The following is a 20,013-nucleotide window of genomic DNA, read 5'->3' on the forward strand; positions in this document are numbered from 1 at the left end:
GGCAGACCTGTTAACACTTAGTGTCTAGTATCAGTCAGTATAAAAATAACCACCAATGAATAAAGCCTTCCTTCAAGGGCTCTTCAACTGGCAGGGAAGACAATGAATCTGACTCGTATTAGTACCCATAACCCGGCTGGCACCTTAGTGACCCTGTTGCTGATCGCCATCTTCGGCCTTCTCGCCATCGCCAAACTGCCCATACAGCTGCTGCCCGATATCCAACGCCCGCAGATCTCCGTTTTCAACAACTGGCGTTCGGCTGCGCCTCTGGAGATGGAATCAAATATCATAGAGCCCCAGGAAAATGTCTTAAGGCAAGTTCCCGGTGTTATTGAGATGACCTCTAACATCTCTCAAGGCTTCGGCCGTGTTTCATTAACGTTCGAGGTCGGCAATAACATGCAGGAGGCGATGATCAATGTGATCAACGCCTTAAATCAAACACCTCCCCGCCCATTAGATGCTAACGAACCTTTCATCAATGTCGGTGGTGGCCGTGGCGCACCTAATCTAGCTTCCTTGCTCGTTCGTATGGCCCCGGATAACCCGGACACAGATTTTGGGAAATATCAAAAGCTGATAGATAACGTGGTAGAGCCCAGGCTGAGACAGATCACCGGAGTTGGCGCGGTGCAGCTACAAAGTAGGCAACCAAAAGAGCTGCATATCCAATTCGATCCCTATCGTGCAGCGGCGCTCGGCATCACTTTAGATCAACTACGCAGCACTCTATCTCGCGCCACCGATATCTCAGGAGGCACGGCCAATGTTGGACGACGTCAATATACGGTAAGATTTTTAGGCCAATATACCCCTGAGAACTTAGGTAAACTGATCGTGACTTACAACGAGGGACGGCCCGTCTACCTTGACGAGCTTGCCGATGTCAGCATATCGACGGCTGAGGTACAAGGATTTACCAAGCGTAACGGCTACCCGGCTTATTACATGACACTGCAAGGCACCTTCGACGCTAATACTGTGACTGTGCTCGACGGAGTCAACAAGGCCATTGCCGAGCTTAATGAAGGAGAGCTAAAGGACGCTGGCCTGGTCATAGATCTCTCTTTCGATGCCTCGGTGCATATCAAACGCGCTATTTTACTGGTAAAAGGTAACTTAGCCATAGGTGTCCTGCTGGCTCTGGTCATACTGTTCGCCTTCCTGCGCAGCTTTAGAGCCACCCTGATGATCGCATCGACCATACCTGTCGCTCTGCTTATCGCATTCTTCTCTCTCGAAGCCATGGGCCGTACACTAAACGTGATCTCCCTAGCTGGACTGGCCTTCGCCGTCGGCCTGGTACTCGATGCTGCCATCATAGTGCAGGAAAACATCGTCAGACTATTGCAAAAAGGCGAGCCTTTAACAGATGCAATAACCAAAGGGACGGAGCAAGTACGAGGCGCCTTGATGGCATCGACTGTCACGACTGTTGCCATCTTCCTACCCATACTGTTTATGCCTGGCGTAGAAGGTCAGTTATTCTCCGATTTAGCCCTTACCCTATCGGTGGCAGTGGTTTCCTCCTTCATCAGTGCCATCACCTTAATTCCCGTTTTCAGCCTCCTGTGGCTTAAGTTACCCAAGAAAGCACAAGCCAACAGCAATAAGCCTGATCTATGGCATAAGCTCACTCTGCTCATACGTAAACTCACTGGTGATAAGAAACGTGCGGCAAGCTGGTGTGGCTTACTCATACTGGGCAGCGGTATATTAACCTTCACCCTGATGCCAAGACCCGATTTTCTGCCTCAGGCTCGCTCAGATGGTATTTTTGCCTTCTTCTCCCTCCCCCCCGGTGCCAACGTGAAAACTCTGGAGAAAGAGGTGGGTGAGATCATCATAGAGCGGCTAAAACCCTATTATGATAAAGAGAAGACTCCCTATATCAAGGGCTATAACTTCTCCATGTATTCGGCATTTAATGTGCTTTTCATCTACCCTGAAGATCCCTCGGAAGCCGATCAGATGATCGAACTCCTCAATGATGAGATCTTAATCAGCCTGCCAGATACCCAAGCCTTCACCAACCGAGGTTCACTACTCCAATTTGGTTTTAACGGCGGTAGGGCAATCAATATAGACCTTCAAGGGCCGGATATGGAGGCCTTGATGGAATCTGCCAGCAAAGGAATGGACTTGATCACTCAGGCCCTGCCTGGCTCAGTGGTGCGCCCAATTCCAGGCCTCTCCATGGCTCAACCTGAATTGCAGCTTATCCCCAACGAGCGCCGTCTAGCGCAGGCGGGTGTAGACAAGGGTCAGATAGCCAATGCCGTTCGGGCCTATACGTCCGGACTGTTTATTGGTGAATATTTCGATGGTAATGACCGCATGGACGTCCTATTAAAAGGACCCAAGTGGCAGTACCCGGAGCAATTAGCCGCGACACCGGTTTATACCCAAGCTGCGGGTATTCAAACCATAGGGGAACTCGCAACCATCAAGCGCACTGTCGGCCCAACTCAGCTGCAAAGAGTCAATGGCAAACGTAGTGTGAGCCTACTGATTTTCCCACCAGCAGATATGTCATTGGACGAGGCACTTGAGATCATCAATGACAAGGCTGTTCCAGCTCTAAAAGCGACACTAGCAGAAAATAGCTCACTCAAGTTCCGCGGCAGTGCCGATAAACTCGACAGCACCATCAAAGAGATGGGCGCAAACTTCCTGCTAGCCGTGGTTATATTGTTCCTGCTAATGGCAGCCATGTTTAAATCTGCTAAGGACAGTCTGCTCGTCTTACTCTCTATGCCTCTGGCCATTTGCGGCGGCGTCGTCAGCCTGAGATTACTGAACCTTGTCAGCTTTCAGAGCCTAGATCTACTGACCATGATAGGTTTCATCATCTTACTGGGGCTGGTAGTCAACAACGCCATCTTGTTAGTTGACCAAACACGTCAAGGCACACGTGATGGCCTCAATATCGACGATGCTATCTATCAGGCAGTGGCCACCCGAGCCCGCCCAGTTTATATGAGTACCCTGACATCAATATTCGGTATGTTGCCTCTCATGTTAGTTCCCGGTGTCGGCAGTGAGATCTATCGTGGGTTAGCTGCCGTTATCGTAGGAGGAATGACATTCAGCGCGATGTTTACCCTAATCCTCATACCTAGCCTCTTGAGGATCACTCACACCTCTAAAAAGCGAGTCCCCATCCTGGACTCATTGTCGCCCGTTACAGAATCTAACTCCGGAGTTAAGTGATGAAATCATTTATCCATGCCAGCCTCTACCTCAGCCTATCAATTTCTTTACTGGCCCCCTATAGCGTACTTGCTGAAGAAAAGAATGCCGAGGAAGCAGAAGAGAAAACCCGTCTTATCAGTGTGGTGCAGGTAGAGAACCGTGCGCTCTCTCCAAAAATCATGGTCATCGGCTCAGTTTATTCCCGCAGTAATTCCGAGCTGACAGCAGGGATCGACGGTAAACTCGAATGGGTTCAGGAAGCTGGCACACGTATTATTGCAGGTGAGGTGGTGGCAAGGTTAGAGAAGACCCGTTTATCGCTGCAAAAAGAACAACAGGAAGCTCAGATTGAATATGAGCGCGTTGGACTCACTCGCTTGAATCGTGAATTACAACGCTTAGAGAAACTTATCACCAGTAAAAATGCCTCAGAAACTGAACTGGATAAAGCGAGATCCGATAGAGATCTCGCTGGGGCAAACCTCAAACTCGAACAAATAAAACTCAAGATGATAATGGACGACCTGAGACGGACTGAAGTAAAGGCCCCCTTCTCCGGCATCATCACTGAGCGTAAACACCAGGCGGGCGAAGATATTAGCCGCTTAGTATCGATTGTCTCCATAACAGATCCCGATAACTTAGAGATCCGCCTACATGCCCCACTCAAGCATAGCCGCCGGGTAAAAATTGGGGATGAACTCAATGTCTATCACAGCGAAGGGGAGTTTCATGCCACTATTCGTAGCCTGATCCCGGTATCAGATATCCGCTCTCAAACTTTCGAGGCCCGCATAGACCTCCCCATAGAGATGCAAGATGCCTTCAGTGTTGGTGAACTGATCTCTCTAGCCTTGCCTATAGCACCTAAACAACTCACAACTCTCGTACCTAGAGATGCCATCATACTGCGCTCAACAGGAGCCTACGTATTTAAAATAAATGCAGACAACACGGCGGTGAAGATCCCGGTAGAGCTAGGTGACGGAGAAGGCGAGTGGATAGCAGTCAACGGTAAATTGACCGATAACGATACTGTGGTGATCCGTGGCGCAGAGACATTACAGGATGGGCAGCAGGTGAAGCTACAGGCACTAGCCGGAACTAAAATTGCTACTGCAACTTGAGATAAGTGCCTAGTACCTAGAAATCTAGGTTCTAGGCACTAGCAACTTAATGCCCTCTTCCACTGTCTCAATTTCACATTATAGAAACACGAATGAAAAACTGACGTTGAGATCATAGTCTTCTGATATCAGCGTGGCATAATGTCCGCTAACTTTCGCTTTTACTAATGTCGCGTATTTTTACGTGAAATTATAAATTTCTCATAAGGTAGCCAGATGCCCACTAAAGCCGATCCATGCTCTCAACCTAGCCTCATGCATCCAGATGAAGCGATTGCACTACTACTCAAGCAAGTGAATCCACTAGAAGACTCAGAAGTCGTGCAGCTTTCCCAGGGGCTAGGACGAGTATTGGCCGAAGACTTAGCATCCAGCATAGACCTCCCCCCTTTCAATAACTCGGCCATGGACGGTTACGCCTTTCGCTTCGAAGATCTTACCAACAATGAGAGCCTGAATTTAATCGGGCAATCCTTCGCAGGGCACCCATTCGAAGGCGAAGCTCAACCTAATACCTGCATTCGCATCATGACAGGTGCGCCTCTGCCCGATGGCTACGATACTGTGCAAATGCATGAGAAAGTCGAGGCGAAGGAAACGGATATCTTTATCGAGCCCCCTAAAGCCATAGGAGCCAACGTGCGCTATCGTGGTGAAGAGGTTAAAACAGGCGGCAAGGTATTAGTCAACGGCACTCAGGTTGGCGCCGCCGAACTCGGCGTGCTAGCGACTATAGGCATTAGCCAAATACGTGTGACACGTCAGGTAAAAGTTGCCTTCTTCTCTACCGGAGATGAGCTTAGACCCGTAGGAACAGAGTTGGCCCCTGGCCAGATCTATGACTCGAATCGATACAGCATTCGCGGCCTACTCAGCCGAGCTAATGTCGAATGGATAGATATGGGCGTGGTTGAAGATGATCCTGAGGCGATACGTGAAGCATTCAAAAATGCCTCTGCCAATGCCGATATGGTTCTCACCTCGGGTGGTGTCTCCGTAGGTGATGCCGATTACACTAAACAAGTACTCGATGAAGTGGGTGAAATCACGTTTTGGAAGCTCGCCATCAAACCAGGTAAGCCTTTCGCCTTCGGTAAGCTAGATAATGCTATCTTCTGTGGCCTGCCAGGTAACCCGGTCTCCTCCATGGTTACTTTCTACAAGCTAGTATGGCCCCTGCTCACTAAGATGCAGGGACTGCCCCAGAGCAAGCCACTACAAGTAAAGGCCAAATTGAAGGGGGATCTGCGTAAATATCCGGGGCGTGTGGAATATCAACGTGGCATCTTAAGCCAGAATCATAGTGGCGAATTCGAAGTTACCATCACTGGAGAGCAAGGCTCTGGCATGCTCACCTCGATGAGCTTAGCGAACTGCTTCGTCATACTTGCCCAGGAACAAGGCAATACTTCAGATGGCACCCTAGTTACGGTTGAGCCTTTTAATTCTGTCCTTTGCTAGAATCGATTGCTAGCAGTTAGCTTAAGCGATGACATCCCGAGCCGATTGCTAGCCAATGACTAGACAAGCCAAACCAGCATCAGGAAAACAGTTATGAGCTCGACACCCAATAACGATGAGATCTTGTCTGACAGTGAGATACTCAGATACAGTCGCCAGATCTCTATTAAGGCAATGGACTTCGAGGGACAGGAGAAACTCAAACTCGCTAAAGTGCTGATTATCGGTGCCGGAGGCCTAGGCTGCGCCGCTAGCCAATATCTTGCGGTGGCAGGGGTGGGGAAAATGACCTTAGTCGATTTCGACACCGTGGAGTTATCCAACCTCCAGAGGCAAGTGTTACATCAAGACAAGAATATCGGTCAGGCTAAGGTCGAGTCAGCCAGAGCGAGCCTGAGTGAACTCAACCCTCACATTCAGATAGATGTTGTTGATGCTGTGCTAGACGATACCCAGATAGATGAACTAGTTGCTGAACATGACATGATATTGGACTGCACAGATAACGTGGCGGTGCGTGAGCAACTCAACAGCAGTTGCTTTAATCATAAAATTCCACTCGTTTCCGCCGCCGCCATTCGTATGGAGGGAACTGTGACTGTATTCGATTATCAAGATGAGCACCCCTGTTATCATTGCTTTAGCAAGTTATTCGGTGAACAGCACCTCACCTGTGTCGAGTCAGGCATACTCGCTCCTGTTGTCGGCATGATAGGTTGTCTGCAGGCAGTCGAGGCAATCAAGATGATCACTAACATGGGCAAGCCTCTTCTTGGACGCATCTTGATGATAGATGCCATGACTATGGAGTTCCGCGAGATGAAACTTGGTAAGCAGGTAAACTGTGAGATTTGTGGCTAAAGCTTGGATGTTTTTAGTAGGCATTAAAAATTTAATTTAAAAAGTGAAAAACTCTTTGACCCTCCCCTAGAGGGAGACATTATTCTGCTTTCAACGGGTAAACAACCCAGTCTTTACTAACTGAAAGCTTACGAATAACACTTGGAGTAAACTATGAACTTACTGACTAAAACCATCTTATCTGCCGTGATCGCAATCTCTTCAACCACGGCCTTTGCCGCAAGTGTCTCAATACCAAGTAGTATGCAAGTGTCAGAGATTAATGGAATTAAAGTTGCTAGCAGTCAGGAGTTCAAGTTAGTCCAAGGCCAGAACCTGATAAAACTCAGATATATCGAAGACTTTGCCTTCAATGCCGACGATTCCGGTGCACTAGTTAAATCTAAGCCACTATTTTTGAATGTATCAGCACAGGAAGGAGTCAAGTACACAGTGACGCTACCTGAACTAATGACACAGAATGAAGCGCGAGACTTCATTAAAAAACCTGTAGTTCTGGTGACTGATAATAATGGACTCACACGTACTGACAGCTTATCTAACCAGTATCAATTGATGGCAGCTATGTTCAAACTAGATACTCAGATGTGACCTGCTTACTGGATTACGAAACAGTACTAACCCGAACGAACCAGTCTAACTAGAGGTATTAGCATGTACGCACAGCTAATACCTCAGAGCTGACTTTCCACTATCATTTATAAGAGCGCATTTATAAGAGAGCATTTATACAACGCCATTCAAGATCTTAATCCCCTCCCCTGAATCAGTCAAAACTGCAGCCCTATTCACAGCTTCATTCCGATATATCCCCTATCCTTGTCGATTAACTCACTTCTGGGTTAGAGTAAACCCATAAAACTGATGCTAATTTCTGGATTAAACGGTTTAATCTAGCCAAATTAGCAGAAAGTTAACCCTTTTATGGATATGACTCGTTACTAACAGTATAAATTAGTAACTCAAGTCTTTAACGGAGAATCGAAGGATATGATGAAACCAGCCTCAATAGCACTGCTTATCGCCAGCGCCCTAATGCTCAGTGCCTGCAATCAAGATAAACCAGCCACTCCAGAAGAAAGCCAAGCGTTCACAGACAAGGTGGTAGAGGCGTCTGTCGACACCGTAGTCACATTGGCAAACCCAGCCTCAGAGTATTGTATCTCTATCGGTGGCGAGTTGGAGATAAAGACAGAAGCCGATGGTCAAGTTGGCATCTGTCACTTACCTAGTGGCGAGAAGATCGAAGAGTGGTCTCTGTACAGAAAAGCCAATAAACAAGAGGTCACTAAGGCGGTCGATATGGTAAATCCTGCAGCCGCTTACTGTGAATCCGTCGATGGTAAACTAGACCTGCCTACGGGCGTCTGTACCTTGCCCAGTGGCGAAGCTTTAGATCAGTGGGAGTTGTTTAAACGTGACCATAAACAGACTAAGCCTCAGATAGGTATGGCCAACCCAGCTTCTGTCTATTGTGAATCCGTCGATGGCAAACTAGACCTGCCTACAGGTGTTTGTACCTTGCCCAGCGGTGAAGCTTTAGATCAGTGGGAACTTCTAAAACGCGATCATAAGCGTGTAGAATCAAGCTCAGACGTGACCAAGCCGACGAGTTAATACCGATATACTAACTCGGATAAAAAGGAATACCTGACTAGATGTCGAAGTTACCCCGAGATCCCTCCTATAATCTGGCTTGTGATATCAGCGATAATTGGGGTTTAGATGATTGGCGACCCACCCTCGACACTATCTGTATCAGGCATGGCATCAATGCTATCCATATGAGCCAGAACTTCGAAGGCACTAACCCTGTCTTCGAGTTGACTCAAGCCTCTAGTGCCGGAGACTTAGATAAGGCTAATAGATCCTTTATCGTTAAAGTTTTAGCACCTAACTTTCATGTACAGTATCAGAGCGAATACCTGAGCCTCAAGTTACTCAACCACCACAGATTGGGAGTCAAGGTTCCTAAACTGTTTTACTTCGGTGATGTCGACAACTGGCTCTATCTGGTGATAGAGAAGCTAGATGGCATCATGCTCTCATCTGTACTCACAGAGCTTTCTGTCAAAGAGCGATGCGATATTGCACTAGAACTCGGTAACTTCAGTAAACACTTGCATCGCCTCCCCGAGCAACAAATTGAGGGCTTAAGGTTAGATTGGCCTGATTTTATCCGCCTACAAACCGATAAGTGTTATGAAAAGCGTAAGAAACAAGGCCTGCCAGATCCTCTGCTTCGAGAGCTAAATGGCTACCTTGCCAGCCATACAGACAAATTGGCTGCTTACCTTAATAAATCGGATGCACACTTGATACATACAGATCTACATCCTGGTAACTTATTGGTTAAGAAACACGACGGACGATATCGATTCACCGGGATCATAGATTTTGGCGATGCCTTAGCCTGCCCGGATCCTGTATTTGAATTTACCTCTCCAGCATTACTGCTCGCTCTCGGTGAACCCAAAATATTCCACGCCTATCTCGATGGCTATGGTTATGGCGGCAAGAGAGACACCAGCCTACAACAACACATGATGATGCTCAGCCTATTAAGGCACACAGGTGACATGAACTACTTGCTACAACATGTTCCAGATTGTCGCGATGAAAAGAACTGGCAGGCACTGGAAGCTAAGTTTTTCCCGCTTTAATCCAGGTTTCTGGCTTCTGCCATAAGCAAGCCTTTCTCAACCCAGAGTAGAACACTGACTCCCTTAACATCTAATGATAATGGCGCCTCTCCTTGCTCTATTTTAGGCATGTCACCATAAATCTTAGGATCATAAGCGACCTCATACAGAGTGATTTTCTGCCCCAGTTCCGTTTGATAACGGATCTGCGCTGCGGTGACCCCTTGAATCGAGCAGTAGCGTCCACCTAGCATGGTGTAATTTTGCTTAGCAAACAGATCTGAGCCCACCACTGAGAAATCGAGCTCGGTAAAATAATCACGCAAGGGAGCCAAACTATCCGATTTCAGCTCCATGGGCTTCATCTTAATATGGTTCATGGCTACTTCATCGGCGATCTTCCACCTAATACCCTGGGAACCAGGATAAAAATTAACACTTAGCACAACAACCAAGATCAGGCTCGCCGTCAGGGCAAATAAAGAATACTTGCCTCTATTGGCTGCAAAATGACTTTTCGCAGGCCCACGTTCTAAGGCCTGCTCATAGATATATGCTGGCTTGTTCGGATTGTAACTGGCCTTTTGAAAGTCTCTTTGTTCAAGCTTTTCAGTGTTATTATCTTCAAGGTTACCCGCTAGCAATAGCTCAATTTTAGCCAGCTGATCGTCATCGAGTGATTCCTCTTCGATATACAATTTAGCGGCTTGTTTGAAGCGAGAGTCTATACTCCCTGAGCCTAAGTTATTCATGATGATGCCTCTTTAAGCCAGTCACGACCTAAGCTAACCTCGGCGACTTTCTGTTTTATTCTGTGCAATCTGGACAAGACTGTCCCCCTTGCCTGCTCAAGCACCTCGCCGATTTCGCCAGCAGTGTAACCGTCGACAGCCCACAGATAGAGCACTTCTCTCTCCGCGGCATTCAATAGCTCAAATACTTGCTCGATAAGTCGATGTTGTATATGTAATGCCTCTAGCGACGTCTCGTCTAAGAGGACTGGCCCATGCTCGTCTATAGGCTCGAAAGCGACTCGATTCAAACGCCGGCACTCATCCACAAACTGATTACGGATAATCTTGCGAATATAAGCATGGGAATACTCCAGTGCTTTGCCGCATCTGAGCCATTTTTCCAAGGAGGTTTGCAACAGGTCCTCGGCTCGCCCACGATCGGCAGTCAAACAGAAGCTATATCTATATAGGCGCTGTAACTGCTCTCGTGTCAGCATATACACTGCCCCTTCAAGGTAAAGCCACACACCCAGCCTCTCACTATCCATTGCTGTAAGGGACTCATATCGAGCTCTCTCTCAGCCATCTCGCCTAAGCTCTCACCACGAGCGATGGCATCCAGAAGCTTAAAGTCTTGGTCTGATAGTGGCTTAACCATAGGTTTAAACGGATCTCGAGATACACTCAGAAAATATTCTACACTCGAGTAGTCTATTGCTGACGATTCATGCTGGTGAGCTAGCCAGATTTCATACAGTGGGAAACTGGATTTTAGAATAAAGATATCCGGCCTGATCCGCATAACGACATCATGATGTTGCTCCTCAGACAATTCGGCTATCTGCGCTATTTGTTGGCAGTCTAGGCTATCTGCGGCATAGTAGCTGAGCTGTAATGACCATTCCAGTGTCGCAACCTCAGCCAAATACCCCAGCTTTTCAAATTCTGGCCAATTTTCTATTATCTCCTGTAAGAACAGTGGAAATGTTTCGCCATAGCAGTTCAAGTTACTGTCTATCATAGGATGGGTTTGAATGTAGTCACTCGCGAGCCAAGAGAAACAAGCCTCGCCCACTAACTCATGGCTTATGGGAAAAGTGAGCGATAGGCAGGCGGTTAACGCCTGCAATGAGTTATTACGATACACATCCAGTCGACTCCCTTGGGCTGGCTCTACTAAGGACAATAGTGCCTCATCACTCCCCCCTTGTCTCAAGGCATCAATGAAGGACTCCTGCCATTGAGCTAAGCGCATCGTTTTCCACCTCTATTCGACGGCTCTGTACTCGCAACAGGTGCAGCATCTAAAATGTCGGCCGCGATCAACCGTTCGGCTAACAGCCTCTCGAGAGGAGGTAAATCACTGTCCCATTCGATCATACTGGGAATATGACCATTTTTGGCTATGAATTGCTTGAAAGCTTGCCACACTCTTTCATCCACAGGATGATTATGAGCATCGAGCAAATAGTCTCCCTTGTCATGAAAACCCGCAAGATGTATCTGCTTGACTCGCTCTACTGGAATCACATCCATAAATGCCTGCATATCCTGATCAAGGTTTTTGCTGGTGACGAAGGCATTATTGATATCCAATAAGAGATAACAATCGGCTTTCCGGGCTACCGCTGCGATAAACTCCCCCTCGGTCATCTCATTAAATTGACAACTCACATAGGTAGACACGTTTTCTAGCAAAATTCTTTCACCCATAAAGTCCTGCACGTGAATAATGCGTTGACTAAGGTGTTCAACCGCCTCTTCGGTGTAAGGTAAGGGAAGAAGATCTGGAACCTTGTAGTTAGCATTACCGGAGAAACTCGCATGCTCTGAATACCAGAGGGCTCCAGTCTGCTGCTTTAAGGCTTTCACTTGCCCCAGGTAGCTCAAATCTATTGGTGCAGGACCACCAAGAGAGAGACCAACACTATGTAGAACGATTGGGTAACGCTCGGCGATGGCCGCTAGCATATGCTTGTTTAACCCTCCCTCGACGAGCCAGTTATCCACCAGCACCTCGAGCCAGGGAATATCTGTCTCATCGGCAGCCAATATCTGCTGCACATGGGGGAGACGCAGGCCAATGCCAGCGCCATTCAAACTCCCCCGACTCATTAAGATTTAGCCGGCTTAACTGCTTTAACTTCGCCGCCAGTGATCTTGTCACAGGTTCCGGAAGGTACATACACCCATTCATTGGGTAAGTTGTCCGCCTTTGCCTGACCAGCACAGCCATGGCTGCCATCCAATGCACCACAATCATTAGCACCCGCTTTAGCAATACCAGCACATTTCTCCCACTCAGTAGGCTGATCCGGTACCGCATTAGCACCGACGGAAAGACCCGCCGCCAAGATACCCGCCACAGTTAAACCAATCGCTTTATTTGAAGATTTCATCTAGTTCTGTCCTTTATAGAAAGTGAAGTGTTCACCCCTATAACGAATAGCAGATAATTTTGATTGCATGATTTTAATTTATTTTTAAATAAGACTAATTTGATTGTACAAATAGGAAGATAAGAGATTGAAAGCTAACGACTGCGGTCGATAGAGCAGAAATGGGGAGGATTAACTTAAGGCGCAGAGAAAGATAAATCTATGAAGGATAAACTCCCTCAAACGAGGGAGTTTTGTATTGGTAACCTTAAACGATAAAGCTCAGGTAGCCCTGCAAGATAATCGCATTAACGATATCGATAAAGAAAGCACCAACAATGGGCACCACCATAAAGGCTTGTGGTGATGGACCCGTTCTAGTCACTAGGGCTCCCATATTCATCACGGCAGTTGGCGTCGCTCCCATACCGAACCCACAATGACCACCCGCCATTACTGCGGCGTCATAATTACTGCCCATCAGGCGGAAAGTCACGAAATAGGCAAATAAAGCCAAGATAACTGTCTGCATAATTAGAATGATCAGTAAGGGAATAGCGAGGTCGAATATCTCCCATAGCTTAAGGTTCATCAACGCCATAGCCAGAAACAGTGACAGAGAAACCGTACCTAAAATATCGACACACTCACTGTTAATCTTGTAGCCGCGGGAGACTTCCGTAATGTTAGTTATCACCACACCAATGAACAGTGCGTAGACAAAATCAGGCATTTTTAGCCAGCTTATGTCCATCGTTGCCACTAGAGTTCCAACCCACTTAGCGCCAGCGACACACAACAGCAAGATAAACAGGACCTCAAGAATACTCTTAGCGGTAACCCTATCTTCTTCTAACTGATCGTAAGTCACCAGATCCGGATGGTCTTTATGATGATTTCCGCCGACACCATAGGATGAAACCAAGTTATTCTTATTAATCAGCCTCTGTGCCACAGGACCACCTATGATCCCGCCCATAACCAGACCAAATGTCGCTGCAGCCATAGCAAACTCTAGCGTATTAATACCATAGTCTTCAGAGAAAGTTTGTGCCCAAGCTGCACCAGTGCCATGACCACCAGAAAGTGTTATTGAACCAGCTATTAAGCCCATTATGGGCTCTAACCCCAGGGCTGTAGCCATACTCACGCCGACGGCATTCTGAATCACTATGTAGAGAGAAGCGATCCCCAAGAAGATAAACACCTTACTGCCACCTTTAAGCAGCAATTTATAACTCGCTGCCAGTCCAACGGTACTGAAAAACATCAGCATCAAGGTGTTTTGCATCGACAGGGTGAACTCCAACGAAATGTTGTTGAAATGTAAGACTGTGATGATAGATGCGACGATAAGACCGCCGACAATTGGCTCAGGAATATTGTACTTTCTAAAAAAAGCGACATGGCGGTTAACTGAGTGCCCGATAAAGAGCACTAAAATCGCCACTAAAAACGACTCAAGTTCGCCTATTGAATAAACTGTATTCATGAAACTCCTTTTTGAATGAACACAGCTTTCATCACGACCTCTAATGCAAAATATTATAGTTATGCAATTAAGGAGTATAGGTAACGAAAACTATGCCCACTATTCTGTCTGCGATGAATCATCAGATACATTCCCGCAGATGAGATTAGAAGCGGCACATTGTGCCACAGATCACCTTATCTGCGACATTATTGAAGGGGAAAAAGAGAAGTTTATTAAGGAATAATACAAGCATCATACAACTTGAGTATGAATTTTCCCCGAGTGTTAATGGCGGTAAGGGGATGTTATGCCTAATTTGAACGTTTTAAACACGATTAAACATAAAAAACCTAAACCCTCTGAGCTGGAATTAAGATAAAAAGGAGAGCTCCAGGCTAATTAGGGACTGCTCAGAACATCAGGTCTCGGAAGCTGGTTCAGACGATTTATCTGCACCATGATCAATACCGGTTTCAGTTAATTCTCCTTCATCCAAACGCTCACGTTCGGCCTTAGATATATATTTAGGCTTATTGCTTGAGTGCAGTTTTGCATTTGCCTTTTTCGACTTTTTTTTGAAATTTAGCGTTATTTTTTTTGTCCGGTTCATATTTTTACAACCTAGCCTATGTTTATAGCGTGATTATATACTCAAACCAATTCGAAGCCAGCCATCCTCCTCAAAGAAAGCACTAACACAACCCACGTAATTACTCATAAAAACCAACATAACCATAGAGGTAAATCACAACTCTCACCTTTTTCGACTAATAATTCGCACACTCGATAGACAACAAGAAAGTAAGCCCTTACACTACCGCGCAATACAAATCATTATCATTTACACTAGATTTACACTTAGCGTTTAATAATAAAAATCCTTCGCTGAAATAGTGTTATCTAGTTTTTTACCGGGATGACTAAGCATGAAGTTTAAAACATCATTGATAGCGCTATCTATTGCTGCCGCAATCACACCTAGCCTTGTAACAGCAGAAGAATCCGATATAGAGGTCATTACAGTAACCTCTAGCCGCATGGACAAACCTGTCAGTGCTATTCCTAATACGGTCACCATTATCGACCGAGAACAATTGGAGCAACAGTTCAGAACGACTAAAGATCTGTCGACGATTATCGGTAACTTAGCACCTAGCTTTTCTCCCAGTCGTCAGAAGATGAGCAACACAGGTGAAACCTTAAGAGGTCGTCCACCACTTATCATGATCGATGGCGTACCTCAATCTAACCCACTCCGTAGTGGCGGGCGTTCGGGCCAGACTATCGATCCGGCCATGATCGAACGTATCGAAATCATCCATGGCGCCAATGCTATGCATGGATTAGGTGCACAAGGCGGCATCATCAACTACATCACCAAGAAAGCGACTGGTGATAATGAGCATCAAGTGAGCTTCGATGTCACTATGCCTAACAACTTAGAATCCGATGGCATCAGCTTCGGTACTAGCTATTCCTTCTCAGGTGAGTCAGACCAGCTAGATATGATAGGTTCTGTCAGCTACCGCAATAATGGCGTCTATTATGATGCTAATGATCAAATGATCGGCGTCGACACGACTCAAGGCGAGTCCATGGACAGTCAGAGTGCCGACTTCTTCATTAAGCTAGGTCATAACTTCGATGAGTCTCGCCTAGAGTTGATGGTTAATCACTATAATATGGAAAACAACGGCGACTATATGGCCGTGACAGGTGATAAAGAAAACGATATTCCAACTGGTGCCATCAAGCAAGAGCAGCCATGGGAAGCGGCTAACAACCAAGTTACCACCACCAGCCTGACCTATACCCATGAAGATATCGCTGGCCAGCAGCTGCACCTTCAATTTTTCAATCAAAACTTCGAAGCCGTATATGGTGGTGGTTGTTGGTCTGACTTTTACGATCCAAGTATGGAAGGCAACGATCAAGTCACCGTCTGCGGTACCGGCGATAATGGTGAGTCTCTCTATTATGAGCAGTCTCGTAACAAGTCAGTTAAGTGGGGCATGAAAGCCTCTATGATCGCCAACAATATCGCCGAGTCAGGTATTAACTTAGCCTATGGTATCGATATGTTCAGAGATACCACAGAGCAAGATATGGTGGTTAGCGGCGCCTCTTGGGTACCTGAAAGCACCTACGAAAATATTGCGCCCTTTGCTCAGCTTGATTATGATCTTATCGAAAACCTAACCCTATCCGGTGGTGTGCGTTACGAATATGCCAAACTCAAGGTCAATGACTATAAGACCATGTACGGCTATGGCGACAAAGAGATCCAGGGAGGTTCACCTGACTTCAATGAGACTCTGTTTAATATAGGCGCTTCATATCAGATAAACCCATCGATTAGACTCTACACCAGCTTCAATCAGGGATTCGGCATGCCGGATATCGGCCGTGTCCTACGTGATGGCGATAGCTTCCCAGATGAGAATCCTAGTATCGATGACTCACTAGCCCTAACACCAATAGTCACAGACAACATAGAGTTTGGCGCAGACTATCAGGGAGAGTACTTCACCGCCAAAATCGCCTTTTATCGCTCATCAACCGACTACGGCAGTCGCATGGTAGAGAAAGAGGATGGCAGTGGTTCATTCGTGGTTAAACGTGAAAAGAGCGTTATCGATGGCCTAGAATCTAATATCACTGCCTATATCGGTGACTATGATGACGTCGGCGTTAATATCGCCATACAGAATGGCGAATATGATTCAAACGATGATCAGAGTGTCGATACCGACTTAGACGGCGCCAATATCTCACCAAACCGTATCAACCTGTTCTGGACCCATAACTTCGACAACGATATCTCGACTCGAGTTCAGGCGAACTTCTTTATGGACAAAAACTTCAAAGATGCCAGTGATGAGGTTTACTCGAGCTTCGATGGCTACACAACTGTGGATGCATCAGTTGCCATTCCTGTGTATAGCGGCACTTTGAGCGTGGGAATTCAAAACCTGTTGAACGAAGATTATTATACTTATTACTCACAGACAGTAGGCAAAGATACTCGCTACTTTAAAGGCATGGGCCGCACAGCTACCATCGGCTTCACCATGCCATTCTAAAAGCTAATACCGATTGGTATAAGTCCAAGAAAATCATCAATAAAAAACGCAGCCATTGGCTGCGTTTTCTCTCTTTCAAGCCAAGCAGTGCTCAGCTTACTCGAATCTAAAAACTACTTAGTCACGACCCATAATGCATGCAGCAAACCTGGAATGAAGAAGAGTATGCATAAGATGATGTTGATCAACAGATCTTTGCCCATACCCGACTTTAGAAATACCGCTACCGGTGGCAATAAAATCGCTATAATAATTAGCAGTAGTTTATTTGTATCCATGAAAATTTCTCCCTTAATAACATCATTTTCGTTTAGGCCAGCCTAATTTCTCAGGCTCAGACCATATTTGCAACTGCTTTATCGTATCCGCAGCTGTAAATTCCTCTCCCTGTGATGGGTAATTCAAGTATCGATAGTCCTTACCACGAAAGCTAAAACTTAAGCTAAAGGCATGTAAGTAACCTCTATCTGACTCTGCGCCTCCATAGAGTTTATCTCCTAAGATTGGGACGCCTATGCTTGCCAAGGCAACTCTGAGCTGATGAGTTTTACCACTCAAGGGCTTAAGCAGATACAAGCGTAAACCTTCGGCCACAGACTGAGAGAAGAATTGCGTTAACGCCGGATTTTCAGTGGTGCGCAGCAACTTGTACATGCTACGTCTGGATTTGGCCATATCACCAACCACCCAGCCCTGCTTCTTCTTCGGTTTACCTTTAGCTAAGGCAACATAGTATTTTTGTATCTTATGCTGGGTAAATAACTCGGTGAACTCAGCCGCAACTCGACTGCTCTTAGCAAACAGGAGTAATCCTGAGGTCAGACTATCCAATCTATGTACGGAGTAGAGCTTAATGCCCAGATCTTGCTCCAGACTTGCCATTACCCCGGCTGAGCCATCTTGGCTATGAAAATGAACATTGGCAGACTTAGCGATCACCAAGAAATCATCTTCATCGAAGACTATCTTATACATTGACTAGCATCCATTATTTTTCCACTATCTATCATTATGTTACCACTAAACCAACAAAATTTGAGAGGCTTGTTGGTATCAAATCTGTAGCACTTAAAAGTTAATACGGACCACTAAACCGGGCTCATTATCACCGAGCGTAACTTTTGCATTATGCCTGACGAGTATCGCTTTCACTAAAGATAGCCCCAGACCCGTGCCCTTATTATGTCGACTAGGATCTAGCCGCACTAAACGTTCGAATACTTTTTCTTTTGCCTCATTAGGAATTCCAGGGCCATTATCACGGATCAAGATCTCTTTACCCGTTTGCACTATCTCTATGGTCGCCCCTTCACCGGCATATTTGATCGCGTTATCCACCAGATTAAATAGTGCCTGAAACAGCAGATACTTATCTCCTGTCACTTTAATATCTTCACCTGTTGCAAGTAATAGCTTCTGTTGATTCAATTCGGCCATTGCCTCAGCCATCTCGAATAGGTCTTCACACATATCCTTGATACTCAGATCCTGCAGTTCTAACGTCTGCTGTCCCTCTTCGATACGTGTCAGAGACAACATGGCATCGAATGTCGCCAAACAGTGATCTAGCTCTTCGGTCAAGATGGCGCAGGCTTCGGGTAACTCCTGGGAGGTCTTGTCAGGAAGCTGCTCCAGACCGATCCTAAGATGAGAAAGTGGTGTCCTGAGATCATGGGCAATATTATCCGTCGCCCCCCGCACTGCAGTCAGATTATTCTCCAGCGTATCGAGTACACCGTTAAATTTTCGCGCCAACATATCGAACTCATCCTGGCGCCAACTCACTGGTAGACGTGTTGAATACTCACCTTTCTCAATCAATCGACTCAGCCGATTGTATTGCACCAACCTACGTAAAATAGCCTTAGAAAACAGGTAACCTAACGCCAACGTCAGCACTATGGTCAACATCAAAGCCGTGATTGCTGCATTGACGAAGCGCTCAATGAGAGTCCCTAACTGATCGGTTCGGGTGGCGATCAATACCGGTCCATAGCGAGTAACCACTAAACCGCCGGTCAAGATATGTAGTTTATCTGGACCGCCGGTCAGAATAGGAAATTCACGGGTCTGGGGCAGCAGGGGCATATCATCGGGAATTAAACTTAACGCGCCTACGAGATCGAAGGAGTTACGCCATACCACCAAGGCGGTATTGGGATCGGCAGTCTTAACTTGAGTGCCGAAACTTCTGCGATCTAACGTCAACGCCATCTGCTGATAGCGGGCTTTTTCCGCCGCCAGATGCTGATCTGTTTGCAACTCCTGCTCATTCATTAATTGGCGGTACATGCCAAACAGCAAGGTACCGATAATCAATGTCACAAGCGCCGAAAAAATAATGGTAATGCGCCATGCACTGCTCTGGTATGGCTTAATGCCCTTCACGGAGGCGATAGCCAGCACCTCTAACGGTCTCGATCAATTCACCGAAACCCAGCTCTTCAAACTTACGTCTGAGCTTGGCGATATGAACATCGATAACATTGGTACGAGGATCGAAGTGATAATCCCATACCGCTTCAAATAACAAAGTTCGGCTGATCACTTGGTTTGGGTGCTCCATCAAATACTTGAGTAACTGGAACTCCTTAGGCTGTAACATAAGCTCGCTACCATCTAGCGTCACCTTACGGGTTAGTAGCTCCATCACCAGATTGCCCACCGATAATTCGGTCTCAGCAGGCTGGGATAAGCCTCTCTGCATTAATTTTTCGGCTCGTACCAATAATTCAGAGAAAGCAAATGGCTTAGTCATATAATCATCGCCGCCAGCACGTAAACCTTTGACTCTCTCATCCACATGGCTAAGAGCAGATAGGATTAACACGGGAGTCTGACTACCGGTAGCCCTTAAAGCGGCCAGTAACTTGAGTCCATCAAGCTGGGGCAACATACGATCCAAGATCAACAGGTCATACTTCATACTAGTTGCAAGCAGCAAACCCTGATGGCCATCACTAGCCGTTTCTATGTTGTGCCCCTGCTCAATAAATCCCTTAACCACATATTCGATTGTGGTTGTATCATCTTCAACGAGTAAAATTTTCATGGT

General features: G+C 46.4%; 19 protein-coding genes. 8 read left to right on the forward strand and 11 right to left on the reverse strand.

The annotated features are described in order from the left end of the window. The first annotated feature begins 102 nt into the window (after positions 1 to 102). From sps_RS26925 to sps_RS26955, 7 genes are all read left to right on the forward strand, one after another. Positions 103 to 3,216, forward strand: a complete 3,114-nt coding sequence (locus sps_RS26925; protein WP_077755315.1) for an efflux RND transporter permease subunit — start codon at positions 103 to 105, stop codon at positions 3,214 to 3,216. Next, positions 3,216 to 4,325 (forward strand): efflux RND transporter periplasmic adaptor subunit, encoded by a 1,110-nt coding sequence (locus sps_RS26930; protein ID WP_077755316.1) that lies wholly within the window; start codon positions 3,216 to 3,218, stop codon positions 4,323 to 4,325. The genes sps_RS26925 and sps_RS26930 overlap by 1 nt, the downstream gene beginning before the upstream one ends. Positions 4,326 to 4,541: 216 nt before the next feature. Further along, on the forward strand, positions 4,542 to 5,786 hold the full coding sequence (gene moeA / locus sps_RS26935; RefSeq protein WP_077755317.1) for a molybdopterin molybdotransferase MoeA: 1,245 nt from the start codon (positions 4,542 to 4,544) through the stop codon (positions 5,784 to 5,786). Positions 5,787 to 5,879: 93 nt separating this feature from the next. Next, positions 5,880 to 6,647: a molybdopterin-synthase adenylyltransferase MoeB gene (gene moeB / locus sps_RS26940; RefSeq protein ID WP_077755318.1), complete on the forward strand. Its 768-nt coding sequence runs from the start codon at positions 5,880 to 5,882 to the stop codon at positions 6,645 to 6,647. 153 nt (positions 6,648 to 6,800) lie between these two features. Further along, a complete protein-coding gene (locus sps_RS26945; protein ID WP_077755319.1) occupies positions 6,801 to 7,238 on the forward strand; it encodes a DUF2057 family protein in 438 nt (145 codons plus the stop codon). 399 nt (positions 7,239 to 7,637) lie between these two features. Continuing rightward, on the forward strand, positions 7,638 to 8,264 hold the full coding sequence (locus sps_RS29130) for a putative hemolysin (protein WP_077755320.1): 627 nt from the start codon (positions 7,638 to 7,640) through the stop codon (positions 8,262 to 8,264). Between the two features lie 41 nt (positions 8,265 to 8,305). Next, a complete protein-coding gene (locus tag sps_RS26955; protein ID WP_077755321.1) occupies positions 8,306 to 9,310 on the forward strand; it encodes a phosphotransferase family protein in 1,005 nt (334 codons plus the stop codon). Here the strand turns inward: sps_RS26955 and sps_RS26960 are convergent. The 7 genes from sps_RS26960 to sps_RS26990 form a co-directional block, all read right to left on the reverse strand. Further along, positions 9,307 to 10,041 (reverse strand): hypothetical protein, encoded by a 735-nt coding sequence (locus tag sps_RS26960; protein ID WP_077755322.1) that lies wholly within the window; start codon positions 10,039 to 10,041, stop codon positions 9,307 to 9,309. The two genes, sps_RS26955 and sps_RS26960, sit on opposite strands and share 4 nt — an antisense overlap. After that, complete coding sequence (locus sps_RS26965) at positions 10,038 to 10,520, reverse strand: RNA polymerase sigma factor (protein ID WP_179948388.1); 483 nt, start codon at positions 10,518 to 10,520, stop codon at positions 10,038 to 10,040. Before sps_RS26965 ends, sps_RS26960 begins: the two co-directional genes overlap by 4 nt. Next, the gene (locus tag sps_RS26970; protein WP_077755323.1) at positions 10,514 to 11,278 is read right to left on the reverse strand and encodes an HvfC/BufC N-terminal domain-containing protein; all 765 of its coding nucleotides are present in this window, start codon (positions 11,276 to 11,278) and stop codon (positions 10,514 to 10,516) included. Before sps_RS26970 ends, sps_RS26965 begins: the two co-directional genes overlap by 7 nt. Further along, entirely contained in the window at positions 11,269 to 12,138 is an 870-nt protein-coding gene (bufB, locus tag sps_RS26975) for an MNIO family bufferin maturase (protein ID WP_077755324.1), read from the reverse strand. Before bufB ends, sps_RS26970 begins: the two co-directional genes overlap by 10 nt. Then, a complete protein-coding gene (locus sps_RS26980) occupies positions 12,138 to 12,422 on the reverse strand; it encodes a BufA1 family periplasmic bufferin-type metallophore (protein ID WP_077755325.1) in 285 nt (94 codons plus the stop codon). The genes bufB and sps_RS26980 overlap by 1 nt, the downstream gene beginning before the upstream one ends. Positions 12,423 to 12,669: 247 nt before the next feature. Further along, a complete protein-coding gene (gltS, locus tag sps_RS26985; protein ID WP_077755326.1) occupies positions 12,670 to 13,893 on the reverse strand; it encodes a sodium/glutamate symporter in 1,224 nt (407 codons plus the stop codon). Positions 13,894 to 14,293: 400 nt separating this feature from the next. Then, the gene (locus sps_RS26990) at positions 14,294 to 14,485 is read right to left on the reverse strand and encodes a DUF2986 domain-containing protein (RefSeq protein ID WP_077755327.1); all 192 of its coding nucleotides are present in this window, start codon (positions 14,483 to 14,485) and stop codon (positions 14,294 to 14,296) included. A gap of 316 nt (positions 14,486 to 14,801) precedes the next feature. Between sps_RS26990 and sps_RS26995 the strand changes: the two genes are divergently transcribed. Further along, on the forward strand, positions 14,802 to 16,958 hold the full coding sequence (locus tag sps_RS26995; protein WP_077755328.1) for a TonB-dependent receptor: 2,157 nt from the start codon (positions 14,802 to 14,804) through the stop codon (positions 16,956 to 16,958). A 113-nt stretch (positions 16,959 to 17,071) separates the two neighbouring features. On the opposite strand, the gene sps_RS27000 is transcribed toward sps_RS26995, so the two are convergent. The 4 genes from sps_RS27000 to sps_RS27015 form a co-directional block, all read right to left on the reverse strand. Further along, complete coding sequence (locus sps_RS27000) at positions 17,072 to 17,236, reverse strand: YqaE/Pmp3 family membrane protein (protein WP_077755329.1); 165 nt, start codon at positions 17,234 to 17,236, stop codon at positions 17,072 to 17,074. Positions 17,237 to 17,258: 22 nt separating this feature from the next. Then, on the reverse strand, positions 17,259 to 17,933 hold the full coding sequence (locus sps_RS27005; RefSeq protein ID WP_077755330.1) for a TIGR01621 family pseudouridine synthase: 675 nt from the start codon (positions 17,931 to 17,933) through the stop codon (positions 17,259 to 17,261). A 93-nt stretch (positions 17,934 to 18,026) separates the two neighbouring features. Next, positions 18,027 to 19,283, reverse strand: a complete 1,257-nt coding sequence (locus sps_RS27010) for a sensor histidine kinase (protein WP_179948437.1) — start codon at positions 19,281 to 19,283, stop codon at positions 18,027 to 18,029. Positions 19,284 to 19,332: 49 nt separating this feature from the next. After that, entirely contained in the window at positions 19,333 to 20,010 is a 678-nt protein-coding gene (locus sps_RS27015; RefSeq protein ID WP_077755332.1) for a response regulator transcription factor, read from the reverse strand. Between the last annotated feature and the right edge of the window lie 3 nt (positions 20,011 to 20,013).

It is taken from the genome of Shewanella psychrophila (assembly GCF_002005305.1).
Lineage (GTDB): Bacteria > Pseudomonadota > Gammaproteobacteria > Enterobacterales > Shewanellaceae > Shewanella > Shewanella psychrophila.

What these genes read in the sequence shown, in the direction of transcription:
- moeA (WP_077755317.1), top strand. Translation starts at nt 4,542, where the DNA reads ATGCCCACTAAAGCCGATCCATGCTCTCAACCTAGCCTCATGCATCCA.
- sps_RS26955 (WP_077755321.1), top strand. Translation starts at nt 8,306, where the DNA reads ATGTCGAAGTTACCCCGAGATCCCTCCTATAATCTGGCTTGTGATATC.
- sps_RS29130 (WP_077755320.1), top strand. Translation starts at nt 7,638, where the DNA reads ATGATGAAACCAGCCTCAATAGCACTGCTTATCGCCAGCGCCCTAATG.
- sps_RS26960 (WP_077755322.1), bottom strand. Translation starts at nt 10,041, where the DNA reads ATGAATAACTTAGGCTCAGGGAGTATAGACTCTCGCTTCAAACAAGCC.
- sps_RS26980 (WP_077755325.1), bottom strand. Translation starts at nt 12,422, where the DNA reads ATGAAATCTTCAAATAAAGCGATTGGTTTAACTGTGGCGGGTATCTTG.
- moeB (WP_077755318.1), top strand. Translation starts at nt 5,880, where the DNA reads ATGAGCTCGACACCCAATAACGATGAGATCTTGTCTGACAGTGAGATA.
- sps_RS27015 (WP_077755332.1), bottom strand. Translation starts at nt 20,010, where the DNA reads ATGAAAATTTTACTCGTTGAAGATGATACAACCACAATCGAATATGTG.
- sps_RS26945 (WP_077755319.1), top strand. Translation starts at nt 6,801, where the DNA reads ATGAACTTACTGACTAAAACCATCTTATCTGCCGTGATCGCAATCTCT.
- sps_RS26965 (WP_179948388.1), bottom strand. Translation starts at nt 10,520, where the DNA reads ATGCTGACACGAGAGCAGTTACAGCGCCTATATAGATATAGCTTCTGT.
- gltS (WP_077755326.1), bottom strand. Translation starts at nt 13,893, where the DNA reads ATGAATACAGTTTATTCAATAGGCGAACTTGAGTCGTTTTTAGTGGCG.
- bufB (WP_077755324.1), bottom strand. Translation starts at nt 12,138, where the DNA reads ATGAGTCGGGGGAGTTTGAATGGCGCTGGCATTGGCCTGCGTCTCCCC.
- sps_RS26925 (WP_077755315.1), top strand. Translation starts at nt 103, where the DNA reads ATGAATCTGACTCGTATTAGTACCCATAACCCGGCTGGCACCTTAGTG.
- sps_RS26990 (WP_077755327.1), bottom strand. Translation starts at nt 14,485, where the DNA reads ATGAACCGGACAAAAAAAATAACGCTAAATTTCAAAAAAAAGTCGAAA.
- sps_RS26970 (WP_077755323.1), bottom strand. Translation starts at nt 11,278, where the DNA reads ATGCGCTTAGCTCAATGGCAGGAGTCCTTCATTGATGCCTTGAGACAA.
- sps_RS27005 (WP_077755330.1), bottom strand. Translation starts at nt 17,933, where the DNA reads ATGTATAAGATAGTCTTCGATGAAGATGATTTCTTGGTGATCGCTAAG.
- sps_RS26930 (WP_077755316.1), top strand. Translation starts at nt 3,216, where the DNA reads ATGAAATCATTTATCCATGCCAGCCTCTACCTCAGCCTATCAATTTCT.
- sps_RS26995 (WP_077755328.1), top strand. Translation starts at nt 14,802, where the DNA reads ATGAAGTTTAAAACATCATTGATAGCGCTATCTATTGCTGCCGCAATC.
- sps_RS27000 (WP_077755329.1), bottom strand. Translation starts at nt 17,236, where the DNA reads ATGGATACAAATAAACTACTGCTAATTATTATAGCGATTTTATTGCCA.